Raw genomic sequence first — 14,445 nt, forward strand, 5'->3', positions numbered from 1 at the left:
GCCGCGCGGAAATCACTGTGCGGAGTGGCCCGGTCAACGCTGGCCCTAGAACTTCCTGAAGCGCGTGAGCCTGAACGGGGTCTCTGGCGTGCCGCCCTGAAGTTTGTCCAGTTGCCCCTGGGTCACGATCAGTTCGCCGCCCAGGCTGGCAAGGGTGGTGGGAAAACGCAGGCCCGCCAGGGGTTCCTCGGCGACCAGCTGGCCGCTGCCGTAATCGGCGCTGAGGGCCACCTTGCCGACGACCTGATCCTTGTTGCGCGCCACGTACAGCGTGCGGCCGTCGAGCAGCAGGCCGTCACCATTGACCAGGCCGCCCATGACCTTCCGAACCGCTTTGGTGCGCAGGTCGATGCGCCATAGGTCGCCTGTGTTCAGCTGCACGCTGAGCAGGTAACGCCCGTCGGGGGTCACGACCAGGCCGTTGAGGTTGATGCCGGGGCCGTACTTGATGGGCGTGCGGCCCAGATCCAGCCAGCTTTCCAGCGTCAGGTCGGGTTTGACGCGGTACAGAACGGGCCGGTAGCTGTCGGTGACGTACACGTTCGCATCGGGGGCCACCACCAGGTCGTTGACATACTTGTGCGGCGAGGGCGGCGTTTCGAGCACCTTCAGGGTCATGCCGTCGGGTGACAGCACGCTGACCGTGCCCTGCGCGCCGCCGGCCACCCACAGCCGGCCCTGCGCGTCCACCTTCATCCCCAGCGCCGTGGCGCGGCCTTTGGCGCCGCCTTCCTGGAATTTGCTGACGGCCCCGCTGCTGGCGTTCAGCACATAGATGGTGCCGTTGGCCGCGCTGCCGGTGTAGATCAGGCCGCGCCGGGCGTCCACCGCCACGCCTTCCGGGAAGTCCTGTGGGCCGGGCAGCGGGTAGTCGCGCACCGCGAGGTTCTCGCGCACGATCACGCCGCAGCGTTCGCGTGGGCCGGTGGCGCCCGCCGGGTCGGTCTTGTAGTCGTCGGGCCGGGCGTGAATCACCAGGCTGCGGCCCAGCACCCCGTTTTCCCCGCTCAGGCTGACCTTGGAGGTGGTGAAGGTCAGCTGGCCGCTACCGTCGGCCGCCACGTTCAGCATGGGCGTGTCGCCGCCGTGACCGTGCTTGTTGTCGGTGGTGGGGGCGTCGTGGTTCTTGCTCATGCCGGGGTCGAAGTGGCCGCCTGCCCCGCCGAAGGGCACGACGGTGTTGGTGGCCGGATCGACGCCGGGGGTGCAGCGCCCCATCTCGTGAATGTGCATGCCATGCTGGCCGGGGGTCAGGCCGCGCACCTGCACGGTGATCTGAAGGTTTACGCCCAGCTGCTCGAAGCGGGCCGTGCCGGTGACCTGTCCGGCCGCGTCACGGATGGCGGCGGTGGCCCTCAGCGGCGCGGGGGTGGGGGCGGCCGCGCCGCCCGCCGCAGCGAGCCCGAGCGCAAGCAGGCTGGTCAGAGCAAAAGTTCGCATCACTGGCCTCCGGTGTAACGCACGCGGTAGATCACGCCGCTCTGGTCGTCGGTAAAGAGCAGGCTGCCGTCGGTGTAGGTGGCCACGCCGGCCACGCGCCCGAACTGTTTCCACTCGGTGCCCTCCTGGTACACGAACCCGCTCACGAAGGGTTCGATACGCTCGGGTCTGTTCTGCGCGTCGAACACCACGCGCCCGATCTCGTAGCCGCTGGGCTGGTCACGGTTCCACGACCCCCGGAAAGCCACGAAGGCGTCGTTGCGGTACTCGGCGGGAAACTGCTGGCCGGTGTAGAAGTTGAGGCCAATGGCAGCGGCGTGCGCGGTGTAGGTCAGGGTGCTGCCCTGGGTCATGGCGCAGTACTCGGCTTTGGTGATCTTGCCGGGAATCTGTGAACTGTTGGTGTAAGGGTCCGGGTTCTTTGTGCCGTAACAGAAGGGCCAGCCGTAATTCTTGCCGCGTTCCAGCGTGTTCAGTTCCTCGGGCGGAATGTTGTCGCCGTGCCAGTCGCTGCCCTGATCCATGCCGTAAAAGGTCTTGGTGACCGGGTGCCAGCCGAAGCCGATGGTGTGCCGCAGGCCCCGCGCGTAGACCTCGCGCCACTGACCGTCGGGGCGGATGCGCAGCACGGTGGCTTCCTCGGGGTTCTGGGTCTGCGCATCGTTGTTGGTGGCGCCGAAACTGGCGTACAGAAACCCGTCCGGCCCCCAGCCCAGCCCGCGCGCCGGGTGCTGGCCCGCGTCGGGAAAGCCGTCCGCGAAGATGCGCGGCAGTCCCAGCGTGCCGTCGCGGGCGATGTCCATGACCCAGATGGTCTTTTCGCCCACGGCGTACAGCTTGCCGCCCCGGTCGTCCAGCCCGTGCACCAGTTTCAGGTTCGCGGCCACCTGCCGGCGCTCGGTGGCGTCGAACAGGCCGTCGCCGTTGCGGTCTTTGAGGTACCAGATGTCGTTCTGCTGGCGGCGCGACAGGTACACGCCCCCGTCGGGCATGACGTGCAGCATGCGGGCGTTGCCCAGTTCGGTGGCCATCACGCTGATCTGGAAGCCGGCAGGCACCTTCAGGCGGCCCAGTTTGTCCGGCGTAAAGCCCAGCGCCACCGGCTCATTTCTGGTGACGGTGGCGCTGGCCGGCGGTTCCGGTGCGGGAAGCGGGCGGGGGGTGGGCGGGGCGGCCTGCGCCTGCACCAGCGACGGCGACAGGACACTCAGCAGACCCGTCAGAAAAACGCGCTTGAACATGAAACTCCTTCGGAAACGGAACGGAAAACGAAAGAACCAGGGCTGAGCACAGGACTTTCAGGCAGACAGGGCGGGACGGGTGGAGACGGGCCTCCTGGCCAGGGCATAAAGGAGTGCCGAGCGGCCATAGAAAAGGGCCTGCCCGCCACGCCGTGAACCGGACACCGACCCCCGCTCTGACTTGATCAGTAATCAGAGACTGATCAGCCAAGATGGCATGCTCCCGGCGCGCTGAACCCGTTGAAACACACCGACTTAAGGTCGGTTAACTGGACGCTCAAGGCTTGATGAGATGACCTTCACGCCAGGAGGTAGGTACGGTTCAGGCAGGCGCTGGAAGAGCAAACGTGAGGCGCGCCCACTAGACCGACTCAGTAAAAGGCGTAAAGGCCGGGCCACCCAGCGGGTCGAAGGGAAGGTGCAGCAGCGAAGCCGCGCCGTTCCAGCCCGAAAGCATAGATAGCGGCACGCCCCCGCCAGGGTAGACCGTGCCGCCCACCTGCACCAGGTTGGTCAGGCCGTGCAGGTTCCAGGCGGGGCGCAGGCTGCCGCTGAGGCCGTGCGGGGCGTTGCCGTACAGGGCGCCGCCCAGCGCCGTGCGGGCGTACTGCCGGGGCGACAGGGCCGTGTAATCTGCGATGGGCAGGGGGTGGCGCGCTTGCAGGCGGCGCAGCAGGAAGCGGGCGTACTCGGGCGCGTCCGCGCTGCCTGCCCAGTGCGGCGGGGCGTTCACCAGCAGGAAGCCCTGCTGACCGTCGAGGTGCAAGTACAGCGTGGGGTCGCGCGGCAGTTCGCCCTGTTCGATGTCCTGCCATTCGCGGGCGTAGTCCCCGGGCCAGTAGATGTGGTGGGCCTGGCCCTGGTCATCGTGCAGGCGCAGTTGCAGCGCGAAACCGCTGACGCCCAGCGGGCGTGGATTGACGGATCGGCCCAGCCAGCGTGCGGTGAGGTGGTGGTCGGCGGCGCTGACCCAGGCGTCGGCGCTCAGGGTGCCGCGGCTGGTCTGGGCGCCCACCACGCGGCTTTTTCCGCCAAGCAGGCGTCCGGTGTGCAGGTGTTCGACCTGGGTGCCGAACTCGAAGGTGACGCCCTGGCGCAGCGCCTCGGCGTGCAGCCGCCCCGCCAGCGCCAGCAGGCCGCCGGGCAGGTGCCACACGCCGCCGCCCAGTTCCACCCAGGCGATGTTGTGCAGCACCGCCGGGGCGCGGTAGGGGTTGGCGCCCAGGTAGGTGGCGAAACGCAGCCAGAAGGGGGTCAGGAAGGGGCCACTTTGCACCAGCCGCGAGAGCGGCAGACCGGGCGCGGCGGCCCAGCCGTGACGCAGGCCGTAGCGGGCCAGCGCGGGCAGGCCGGGCGGCTTACTAAACAGGAAGGTGGAGGCCGCGCCCTCGTACAGGCGCCGGGAGGTGCGCAGCAGGCGCCGGTAATCCTGGGCTTCCTGCCAGGTCAGTTGCTTCAGCGTACGCTCCAACGCGCCAGGCGTATGCAGGGCCTGCGGCGCAAAGGTGCGCCCGCCCGCCGCGTGGTAGGTGGTGGTGGGCACGGCGGGAGCCAGGTCGGGGGCCGGCCAGCCCAGGCGCGCATGCAGCGCCCGGAACACCTGCGGCATGGTGACCACCGTGGGGCCGCTGGAGAACTCCGGGAAGCCCAGGGCCGCCTTGCCGCCCGCCCGCTCCAGCGAGTCCACCACCGTGACCTCCGCGCCGGCCTGGCGCAGGCGCAGGGCAGCGGCCAGGCCCGCGAAGCCCGCACCGATCACCACCACTTTCATCGTGAAGTGTCCTGACGGTAAGTGCGGCCTTTCCACTCCACTTCACGCTGCAAGGCGCGGGCGTAGACCGGCAGGGCCAGCAGCGGCAGCAGCGGGGCTAGCAGGACTTCCAGCAGGTCGCGAGGGCGGGTGCGGCCGGTGACCACGCGCACCAGCCCACCTTCCAGCAGGCCCAGCAGCAGCAACGCCCGCTGGCCTTTGAAGAGGGGGCGGGTGTACGTCAGGAAAAACAGCGCCCAGCTCAGCAGCAGCAGCGGCCGCGAGCCCTGATAGAAGCGCAGCATACTTTTGCTCAGCCCGCGCACCGATTCCGGGTAAGCGCGGTACATGCGCACGCCGATCAGGTCGCCGCCCAGCGCCAGGGCCACCCGGCCTCCACTGGCCTTGACGCGGCGCGAGAGCTGCACGTCCTCCAGCAGCTCGGCCCGCACGCCCGCGTGGCCGCCGCTGGCCCGGTAAGCCTCCCGCCGGAACAGCATGGTCTGCCCGTTGGCGGCGCTGGCCAGCGGGGAGGGAATCTTCAGCAGGGGCGCGGGCAGGCCGCTGAGCAGCACGTCGTCGATCACGGGGGTCAGCAGGCGTTCCCCCCAGGTCACGTTCGCCTGCCGGGGAAAAATGCTCAGCAGGTCGGCACCCGAAGCGTCAAGCTGATGCAGCAGCGCGTCAAGCGTGCCGGGTTGCCACTGCACGTCCGCATCGACGAACAGCAGCAGGTCGCCGCGCGCCGCCCCGGCCAGTTGGTGGCAGGCCCAGTTTTTGCCGGCCCAGCCGGGCGGCAGTGGCTGGCCGGACAGCACCATGGCCCCCAGGGCGCGGGCCAGCTCCGCCGTGCCGTCCTGGCTGTGGTCGTCCAGCACCAGCACCTCGGCGGCCCCCTGACTCAGCAGGCCCGGCAGGGAGTGGGGCAGGTTGTGCGCTTCGTTGCGCGCGGGCATCAGGATGGAGGTGCGGGCGGCCTGAAGGTCACGCCGGTGATGAGGAGCGGGGGGTGCGGGGCGCAGGCGCGGGAACAGCGCGGCGTTCAGCGCCAGGGTGCCCAGCTTGGCGCCCAGCAGCGCCCAGGGCAGAACCGAGGCTACACGTGAAAAGAAAGGATGTGGCATTCAGGACTTCTGCGGACGCCCGACCCGCCACACCCACCACAGCAGCAGCGGTTGAAAAGGCAGGCGGGCCCAGGCCAGCCAGGCCGGCACCTGAAAGCGCTCGGGGTGCTGGGCCATGTACACGTTGGCCGGAAATACCGCGACCAGCAGCGCCAGCAAGCCCAGGCGGGCCGCGGGGCGCACGGCCGGAACCAGCAGGCCCAAGCCGCCAGCTATCTCCGCCGCGCCGCTGAGGTACGTGGCGGTGCGCGGCACCAGCGGCACGAAGGGGGGAATCATGCGGTCAAACGTCCCCGGCATCAGAAAGTGCGTCACGCCGGTAAATATGAAAAAAGCGCCCAGGGCCAGGGGGCGGCGCTGCACCACTTCGGGGGCGGGAGGTGGTCGGCTCATGCGCCCATTCTGGCGGGTGGCAGCCGGCCGGGACGCCGCAACTCTATGAAGACCCGTGAAGGATTGTCGCCGGAACCCGCAGCAGAGGGGAGAAGTGGAGATTAAAAGCCCCTATTCGAGCTGATCCAGCAGTGTCAGGGCCTGGGAGGCCAGCGAGGGCCGGTCGTGGCGGCTGGCGCGGCCAGACAGCCATTTCAGGTAACCGGCGGGCGGTTGATCGGGGTCGGAGGCCAGCAGGTCGGCGTCTAGGGCGGCCAGCAGCTCGGTCAGGGCAGCGTGCAGGTGTTCGGGGGCGCAGGGCGGGCCAAACCGCACAAAGGCTTCGGGCCACTGCGCCCCGCGCAGCACCACGCGCAGCGCCACCGGCACCAGCGGGGCACCCGAAGCGCGCGCCAGCCAGGCCGCTCCGGGGTGCAGGGCGCGCACCGGCCCGGCGCTTTGCAGGGCCGCCTCCGGGAAAATAACGGCCCATCCGCCCGCCCGCACGGCCCGCAGCAACTCGCGGGTCTGGCCGGTGTCCACCGCCCCGATGCGGCGCAGGAAGGGAAACCGCCGCAGCTGGCGCGGCGTCATCATCAGGGTGAAGGGCTGCCCCAGGCTCCAGGCCAGCACCGCCAGCAGATACCCGTCCCACCACGAGTGGTGGTTGGGGGCCAGCACCGCCGCCCCGGTCGGGAGGGGGCCGCGCACCCACACGCCGGCCAGTTGCCCATGCACGTCCGCGCGAATGGCGCGGCGCAGCAGGGGGGCCACCCAGGCGCGGCTCATCTTCACGGTCTTCTCCAGGCAAACCCGGCCAGGGCGCCCATGCCCAGCAGCGTGAGCAGCGCCGCGCCGGGCAGGCCGAACAGCAGCAGGCCGCCGGCCAGGAAAGCGGCTTCGGCCAGGTACACGAAGCGGATGTCCAGGCCAGCCTGGCGAACCAGCAGGCCGGGGGCCAGGCGCTTAAAGGTTTCGCTCAGCAAGGTGCCCACCGCCCACCAGCCCAGGAAGTTCTGGAGGGGCGCCCCAGCCCACAGTGGGCGCGCATCCGTCCACGTCCAGTACCCGCGTGAAGTCATCAGGGGTTCCAGCCCAATGTCCCAGGCGACCAGCAGGAGACCCGCCAGCCAGGAACGCCCGCCGGCCAGCACGGTGGTCACGACGGTCAGGGCGAACCACCCCAGCGGCACCAGCAGCGGCACACCCGCCAGCGTGGGCGCGGGCGCACCGGCGTAAGAGTACCTGCCGAACGGCCACCCGCTCTGGCTGCCCAGAAATTCCACGCCCCAGCCCACGCCCACCCCCAGCACGGCCAGCAGGGCGGCCCGGCTCCAGCCTAAACGCGACGCCGCGAAGCTCAGCGCGGCCAGAAACAGGCTCACGGTGCTGAGCGTGCCCAGCAAGGGAAACCCGGCGGGCCACAGCGGCACCGGGATTTTCAGCAGCAGGTACAGTGCCGCGAACCCCAGCCAGGGGTTCAGGTAAGGCCTGGCCCGGCCCAGCCGCTCCAGCGACTGCGGGTGCGTGAACAGCAGCAGTCCGGTGACCACCAGCAGGTTGGTGACCAGGAAGAACAGCATCTCCTCCAGGGGCAGCGGCCCCACCTTCAGGCCCAGGGTGTAACGCTCAGAGATGTGCCAGATGCCCTGGTGAATGGCGTAAGCGTCGGTCAGCCACAGGTACACGGTGGGCAGCAGCACCGCCGCCCAGTAAAGCCGGGCGCGGCCCAGCACCAGGTCGCCGCCGAAGGCCCACTGCCCGGCCAGCACCGGCATGGCCCAGGCCAGGATCAGGCCCAGGTACAGCGTGCCCTCCTGGCGCAGGCAAAGCGCCCCCACAAAGGCCAGACCCATGAAAAAGGCCGCGCCGCCCCAGCGCACCAGGGCCGGGCGGGCTGCCACGTCGGGGGTGACGCCACTGCGCCGCAGCAGCCAGAACAGAAAGAGGCCGCCGATGATGGATTGCAGGATGAAAAAAGCGTACTCCTCGACAGGCACGTACCCGATGCGTGCCAGCACGCGCTCGGGCGGGTATGTCCAGACCTGCCGGAACACCAGATAGTTGTCCCAGGGGGTGGTGTACACGAAGGCCACCAGCGGCATCAGCCACAGCCCCGCCCGAACCCAGCTGTCACGCGGCGTGAAGGCCCCCGCCAGCGGCCCGCGCCGCCGCAGGGTCAGCCCGGCCAGCACCAGCAGCACCGGCACGATGAAGATCAGATGGTACTGAAAATAGGTCACGCCCACCTACCGCCAACCGCGCCGGGTCAGGTCACGAATCAGGACGCGCGCCGCGTTGCGGCCACTGGCCCCCATGATTCCGCCGCCCGGGTGGGTGCTGGCCCCGGTCAGGTACAGGCCCCGCACGCCGGGAAAGCGGTACTGGCTCGCGGCGGCCCAGGGCCGGAAGGCGAACATCTGGTCGAAGGTCATCTCGAGGTGCATCACGTTGCCGCGCGGCAGTTGCAGGTTCTGCTCCAGCCACAGCGGTGTCTGCACCAGTTCGCCCACGATCATCTCGCGGGTGCCGGGGGCGTAGTGCTCGAAGGCGTTCAGGATGTTCTCGCGGGCCTCGGCCTGGCGGGTTTCCCAGCTTCCTGAGGCCAGTTCGTAGGGGTAATACTGCGCCCACAGCCACAGCACCTCGCCGTGCGGGGGGGCCAGCGAGTCGTCCACCGCGCTGAAGGTCATGGCGACCAGCGGCGGGTCGCTGGTGGGCTGCCCGGCCAGGTACTCGCCGTACCCGCGCATGATCTGCTGCTCGTTTTTCACCAGCAGGCCCAGGCCCACGCGGCTCTCGGGGTCGTGGTGGTGGCGGTAGCGCACTTTCCCACTGAGCGCCAGGCGCAGGATCATGCCGAAGCCGTTGCCCACCCGCACCTCGCGCGCCTCGCGGGGCACGTACTCGCCGGGCAGGGCCGCCGCCGTGCGCAGAATGTGCGCCCCCGACACCACCGCGCGGGCGGTGTAGGTCTCACCGCCCACCAGCCGTACGCCCCGCGCCTGCCCCCCTTCGACCAGAATCTGCTGTACCGGGGCATTCACGAAAATTTCGCCGCCGTGCGCTTCGGTGGCCCGCGCCAGCGCCCGGGTCAGCGCGCCGCTGCCGCCCTTGGGCCGCGCCACGCCGCCCTTGTGGTACAGCGGGTGCCACAGCAGAAAAGGCGCGCTGAGGGGGTCACTGGGCGGCGGGCCGCTCTGGGCGGCCATCCACACCAGCGGGGCACGCACGCGCTCGTCGCTGAAGTACTCGGCGGCCACGTCCCCGTAAGGCCGCAGGATGCGCGTCAGTTGCCGCAGGGCGTTCTGGCCCTGACCGCTTTTCACGGCCATCTTGCCCATCTCCAGCGGGCCGGGCGCACTCATGAACAGTTCGGCCACCGTTTCAGCAAAGGGCGTCCAGTCATTTAAAAACCGCGCGTAGGCGTCGCCCTGGCCGGGAAATTTCGTTTCCAATTCCTGGATGGTGCGCGCCGCGTCGCGCCACACGAACCAGGGATCTTCGCCGTTCGAGCAGTGAAACAGCGGATCGAGTTCCAGGTAATGCAGGCCGTGGCGCGAGAGTTGCAACTCCTGCACCACCGGCGTCAGGCGAATCAGGATGTGGGCACTGCCGCCGTAATCGAAGCGGTAACCGGGCACCAGTTCTTCGGTGCTGACTGCCCCGCCGACCAGGTGACGCTGCTCGAACACGCCGACTTTCAGGCCCGCCTGCGCGGCGTAGGCAGCGGTGATCAGGGCGTTGTGCCCAGCCCCCATCACGATCACGTCGAAATCCGGCATGGCGCTCAGTCTGGCACGTCCCCGGCGCGGCGCTGCACGACCAGTGGCCCGCGCGGCCCGAGCGTTAAGCCTGGATGAGGGCGGGCATCCCCCCAGCGGGCTTGCAGGCGCGGCGCGGCGGCCAGCACCTCGCGCAGGATCAAGTTCGCCAGATGCAGGCCCAGGCAGGTGCGCTCGCCGCCACCGAAGGGCAGGTAGGCCCAGGCCGGCGGCGACTGCGCCCAGCGTCCGGGCCGGAATTCGCCCGCCTGCGGCCACAGGTGCGGGTCGCGTCCGCTCAGGTAAGGCGAGTACAGCGCCAGCGCGCCGCGCGGCAGCGTCACGCCCTGCCAGTGCAGGTCGGCGCCCAGGCGGCGGCTGCCCATCCAGCCGGGCGGATACAGGCGCAGCACCTCGCGGATCACCGCGTCGTGGTGCTCCGGCGTGTGCCAGCGCGGCTCCAGCGCCAGGTGCCACAGCGCGTAGGCCAGCGCGTGGGTGGTGGTGTCGTGCGCGGCGGCCAGGCTGACCTGCGTTTCCTCCAGGGCGCCGGGCAGGGCAAGCAGGGCACTCAGCAGGTCGCTGCGCGGCGCCAGGACGCGCTGGCGGGCCAGGCGCTGCACCTCCCGGCGCACCTGCCGGAACAGCAGCGGGCGCGGCAACATCGGCGCTGGAAAGGGACGACGCAGCGGGGCCAGGAAAGCGTGCAGCAGTTCAGGGTCAAACTCTCCGCTGAAGTACGCGGCGTTCAGCGCCCCCTGCACCACTCCGTCGGCCCAGGCCAGCGCGTCGAAAGGGCCCTGCGGCACGGCGGGGACACTGAGGCGCACGCGCAGGCGCAGCCCCTCCAGCTGCCGGGCACCGAAGGGCGGGTTCAGCAATTGTCGCCGCTCGCGGTGCCGCGGCGCGTCCGTCACGATGACGCCGCCAGCCAGGTAAGGAACCAGCGCCGAGAAGCTGCCGGCACTGCGGAAGGTGGGCAGGTCGCTCAGCAGGCGGCGGTTCCAGGCGGGGCTGAAGCCCACCACTGCCGGCACGCCCAGCCCCAGGGCGAACACGTCCTGCCCGGCGGCGCGCGCCAGTTCGGCTCCCTGCTCGATCAGGGCCAGGGGTTCCTGGGCCCACGCCAGCAGGTGGCCCACGTGCCGGTCGGCCGGGGGGGAAGGCAGGGTATTCAGGGCAGCGGGCACTCCGGTATTCTGCCGCCTTTGGCGCTCCGGCCGCGGCCATACAATCCTCAGGCCTGACCTGTTACCCTCCCGGAGGCAGGCCCGTGGCGCCGGCTCCGTAGGCAAGGCCGTGCCGAAACGCGCAAACCCGAGTACCTTGGGGAGAACTGACTGCGGGCAGCCTGTCCGCCTCCCCCCGCGCCCCAAAAGGAGAAATGAACATGACCAATGCCGTCAAAGCAAGTGACCTGAAAGACAACGATGTGGTGATTGTTTCCGCCGTGCGTACGCCCATTGGCGCGATTCGCGGGAGCCTGTCGACGGTACGCCCGGACGACCTGGCCGGAATGATCATCAAGGAAGCCGTGGCCCGCGCCGGCGTCCCCGCCGAGCAGATCGAGGAAGTCATTTTCGGCTGCGCGAACCAGGCCGGCGAGGACAACCGCAACGTGGCCCGCATGGCCGGCATTCTGGCAGGCCTGCCGGACAGCGTGGCGGGGGTGACGCTGAACCGCCTGTGCGCTTCGGGGTTGTCGGCGGTGAACTCGGCGGCCCGCGCCATCAGGAACGGTGACGGGGATATTTACGTGGCGGGCGGCGTGGAGAGCATGACCCGCGCCCCGCTGAGCATGGCCAAGGGCGCGGGGGCCTTTCAGAACGGCAACGTGACCGTTTACGACACGACGCTGGGCTGGCGTTACCCGAACCCCGCCATGGAGGAGAAATTCCCGCTGGAGGCGATGGGAGAAACGGCCGAGAACATCGTGGAACGCAGCCGCGAGGGCGCCTACGCGGGCGGCGAGATCACCCGTGAGCAACAGGACACCTTTGCCCTGGAGTCCCAGCGCCGTACGGTGCAGGCCATCAACGACGGGAAATTCAAGGCGCAGATCATGCCGGTGGAAGTGAAGGGACGCAAGGGCGTGACGGTCTTCGACACCGACGAGCATCCGCGCATGAAAAAGAACGGCGACGTCTACGAGATCGCCACCGATACCGGAACGATGGCCGGACTGAAACCCGCGTTTCGCAAGGGGGGCAGTGTCACGGCCGGCAACGCCAGCGGCCTGAACGACGGCGCGGCGGCCCTGGTGCTGATGAGTGCCAAGAAAGCGCGTGAACTGAGCGTGAAGCCGCTGGCCCGCTGGGTGAGCGGCGCGGCGGCGGGCGTGGAGGCCCGCGTGATGGGCCTGGGCCCCATTCCGGCCACCCGCAAGGCGCTGGAACGCGCCGACCTCACGGTGGAAGACCTCAATCTGGTGGAACTGAACGAGGCCTTTGCCGCGCAGGCGCTGGCGTGCATCCGCGAACTGGGCCTGGATCAGGAGAAGGTGAACGTGAACGGCGGCGCGATCGCCCTGGGTCACCCGCTGGGCATGAGCGGCGCGCGCCTGATCGTGGCCCTGACCCACGAGCTGGAAGCCCGGCAGCAGCAGTACGGCCTGGCGACCCTGTGCGTGGGCGTCGGCCAGGGCGAGGCAGCCATCATCGAACGCGTCGAAGCGTAGTAAGGCTCTCCTCCGTCTGCCCCCAAATCTCGGCCCTAATGGTGCGAGGGCTGGGGGCGTTTTCATCCCTCATTGCCCCCCTCAATTTCACCGCTCAATCAGCCCGAGGCCGTCGGGCGCGAAGCGCACGGGCCATAGGAACCGTCCCCGGACGTTCCGCACACCAAGCCCTCTGGCCTTAAGCCCCGTCCCAAAGCCAGCCACTGCAAACGGCAACGACCTGCCGAGTGCAGCGACACTCCCCCCTCCACCAGGTTGGAGGCAATGTTTTTGCGAGTCTGGCGTCAACGCGCAGGCCGCCCCGCGCGGCGAAGATATGTCCCCGGTGGGAATAGGGGGCTGGGGGGGTTGGGGAAGCACGCATCTCAATAGCCTCTCCCCCGCCTTTACTCGCCCAGAACCCGCCTCAAGGCCCCCACACTCAGTTCCTTGCTCGGGGCGTCAAGCGCAATTTCGCCCTGGCGCAGAGCCACCACGCGCTGCGACAGGTGCAGGGCTTCTTCCAGCTGGTGCGTGACGAACACCACCGTAATTTTCTGATCCCACCAGATGGCCATGAGTTCGTCGGCCAGGGTGGTGCGGGTGGCGTGGTCGAGGGCGCTGAAGGGTTCATCGAGCAGCAGCAGGCCAGGTTTGACGGCCAGCGCGCGGGCGATACTGATGCGCTGGCGCTGCCCGCCCGACAGTTCGTGGGGCCGGCGGGCCTCGTAGCCGGGCAGGCCGACAAGTTTCAGGGCCTCGGCCACCCGCTGGAGGCGCTCGGGGCGGCCCAGTTTGCCCAGCCCAAAGGCGACGTTGCCGCCCACCGTCAGCCAGGGAAACAGGGCGCTTTCCTGCTGCACCAGCGTGAGGGCCGGATGGGGGCCACGCACGGGTTGCCCACCCAACCGAATATCACCCTGTTGCGGGTGCAGGAAACCGGAAAGCAGTGACAGCAGGGTGCTTTTGCCGCTACCCGAAGGGCCGACCACCGTGATGAACTCGCCGGGCTTGACGTGCAGATCGAGGGGGCCGATGCCCGCGCCGCTGCGGCCGTAGCGGTAGGTGACGCCGGAGAGGTCGAGGCTGGCCCCGGCGACGGGTCTGGCGTTGGTCACGGCTGAACCGTCAGGCGGGACGGGTTCAGCGGGCCTGTTCGGCGCAGGGTGGCCGGCCGTGGGGTCGGCTGGCCTGGGACGGGGGGGCGCCACAGTGTCGCGCGGCATCGAGTCGCGCAGGGAGTCCGAGGACGTGTTCATGTGTGGCTCTCCAGGCCGTAATTCCGGCGGACGTTGCCTTCCAGCACGCGCAGCAGGGCATCGAACAGCCCGCCGATCAGGCCGATGATCAGGATGGTCGCCAGCACCAGGGCGACGTTCGCGGTGTTGCGGCCCACCTCCAGCTGCTCGCCCAGGCTCTTGGCCCCAGCAATCAGCAGTTCACCGCCCACCAGCGCGCGCCAGGCAAAACTCCAGGCGGTGCGCAGGCCCGTCAGAACGTTGGGCAGGGCCGCGGGCAGCAGCACACGCAGCATCAGTGCCAGCCCACTGGCCCCCAGGGTGCGGCCGGCGACGCGCAGGGTGGGCGGAACGTTCAGCAGGGCGCCGGAAACGGCCAGCGCCACGGGAATGAAGCCTTCCAGAATCACCACGAACAGCACTGCCCGCTCGTTGAGGCCCAGGAACAGAATGGCGAACGGCACGAAGGCGATGCTGGGCACGCTCTGGAGTCCGGTCAGGTACGCGCCCAGTGTGGCCCGCAGCGGCAGCCAGGCGCCCATCAGCAGGCCCACCACACCCCCCAGCAGCACGGCGGCCACATACCCGGTCAGCACGCGCCGCAGACTTCCGGCAATGGCGGCCAGCAGTTTGCCGTCCTGCGGCCCGCTGCCCCACAGGCCGTACTGGATTTCGGTCCACACGGCCCTGGGGCTGGGAAACACATAGGGCGGATAGAGTTTCAGCAAGTCGGTGACCAGCCACCAGATGCCCACGAGCAGCAGCAGGCCCACCAGTTGCCAGCTCAGGACGCGCCAGCGTGAGGGAGTGCTGCGGGCGGGCCGGGTCATGTCGGGTTGTTGTGGCAGGGTCGTCATAGG

Annotated in this window: 12 protein-coding genes; 1 reads left to right on the plus strand and 11 read right to left on the minus strand. The window is 69.4% G+C overall.

The features are described from left to right. Positions 1-45: 45 nt before the first annotated feature. The 9 genes from E5Z01_RS06620 to E5Z01_RS06660 all read right to left on the minus strand — a co-directional run bounded on the left by E5Z01_RS06620 (position 46) and on the right by E5Z01_RS06660 (position 10,881). On the minus strand, positions 46-1,440 hold the full coding sequence (locus E5Z01_RS06620) for a superoxide dismutase family protein (RefSeq protein ID WP_167757802.1): 1,395 nt from the start codon (positions 1,438-1,440) through the stop codon (positions 46-48). Continuing rightward, a complete protein-coding gene (locus tag E5Z01_RS06625) occupies positions 1,440-2,681 on the minus strand; it encodes a PQQ-dependent sugar dehydrogenase (RefSeq protein ID WP_135228649.1) in 1,242 nt (413 codons plus the stop codon). The genes E5Z01_RS06620 and E5Z01_RS06625 overlap by 1 nt, the downstream gene beginning before the upstream one ends. 361 nt (positions 2,682-3,042) lie before the next feature. Further along, positions 3,043-4,452: a phytoene desaturase family protein gene (locus E5Z01_RS06630; RefSeq protein WP_135228650.1), complete on the minus strand. Its 1,410-nt coding sequence runs from the start codon at positions 4,450-4,452 to the stop codon at positions 3,043-3,045. After that, entirely contained in the window at positions 4,449-5,555 is a 1,107-nt protein-coding gene (locus tag E5Z01_RS06635; protein WP_135228651.1) for a glycosyltransferase family 2 protein, read from the minus strand. The genes E5Z01_RS06630 and E5Z01_RS06635 overlap by 4 nt, the downstream gene beginning before the upstream one ends. After that, a complete protein-coding gene (locus tag E5Z01_RS06640; RefSeq protein WP_135228652.1) occupies positions 5,556-5,948 on the minus strand; it encodes a DoxX family protein in 393 nt (130 codons plus the stop codon). A 111-nt stretch (positions 5,949-6,059) separates the two neighbouring features. Further along, complete coding sequence (locus E5Z01_RS06645) at positions 6,060-6,716, minus strand: lysophospholipid acyltransferase family protein (protein WP_135228683.1); 657 nt, start codon at positions 6,714-6,716, stop codon at positions 6,060-6,062. 2 nt (positions 6,717-6,718) lie between these two features. Continuing rightward, a complete protein-coding gene (locus E5Z01_RS20200) occupies positions 6,719-8,170 on the minus strand; it encodes a carotenoid biosynthesis protein (RefSeq protein WP_135228653.1) in 1,452 nt (483 codons plus the stop codon). 6 nt (positions 8,171-8,176) lie between these two features. Beyond that, positions 8,177-9,712: a phytoene desaturase family protein gene (locus E5Z01_RS06655; RefSeq protein WP_135228654.1), complete on the minus strand. Its 1,536-nt coding sequence runs from the start codon at positions 9,710-9,712 to the stop codon at positions 8,177-8,179. 5 nt (positions 9,713-9,717) lie between these two features. Continuing rightward, positions 9,718-10,881: a cytochrome P450 gene (locus E5Z01_RS06660; RefSeq protein WP_135228655.1), complete on the minus strand. Its 1,164-nt coding sequence runs from the start codon at positions 10,879-10,881 to the stop codon at positions 9,718-9,720. A gap of 200 nt (positions 10,882-11,081) precedes the next feature. On the opposite strand from E5Z01_RS06660, the gene E5Z01_RS06665 reads away from it, so the two are divergent. Next, on the plus strand, positions 11,082-12,368 hold the full coding sequence (locus tag E5Z01_RS06665; RefSeq protein ID WP_167757803.1) for a thiolase family protein: 1,287 nt from the start codon (positions 11,082-11,084) through the stop codon (positions 12,366-12,368). Positions 12,369-12,754: 386 nt separating this feature from the next. Here the strand turns inward: E5Z01_RS06665 and E5Z01_RS06670 are convergent, their stop codons facing one another. Together E5Z01_RS06670 and E5Z01_RS06675 are read right to left on the minus strand one after the other, a co-directional pair. Further along, complete coding sequence (locus tag E5Z01_RS06670) at positions 12,755-13,606, minus strand: ABC transporter ATP-binding protein (protein WP_240738212.1); 852 nt, start codon at positions 13,604-13,606, stop codon at positions 12,755-12,757. Continuing rightward, positions 13,603-14,442: an ABC transporter permease gene (locus tag E5Z01_RS06675; RefSeq protein WP_167757804.1), complete on the minus strand. Its 840-nt coding sequence runs from the start codon at positions 14,440-14,442 to the stop codon at positions 13,603-13,605. Before E5Z01_RS06675 ends, E5Z01_RS06670 begins: the two co-directional genes overlap by 4 nt. Between the last annotated feature and the right edge of the window lie 3 nt (positions 14,443-14,445).

This window comes from Deinococcus fonticola (genome assembly GCF_004634215.1).
GTDB classification, from domain to species: Bacteria; Deinococcota; Deinococci; order Deinococcales; family Deinococcaceae; genus Deinococcus; species Deinococcus fonticola.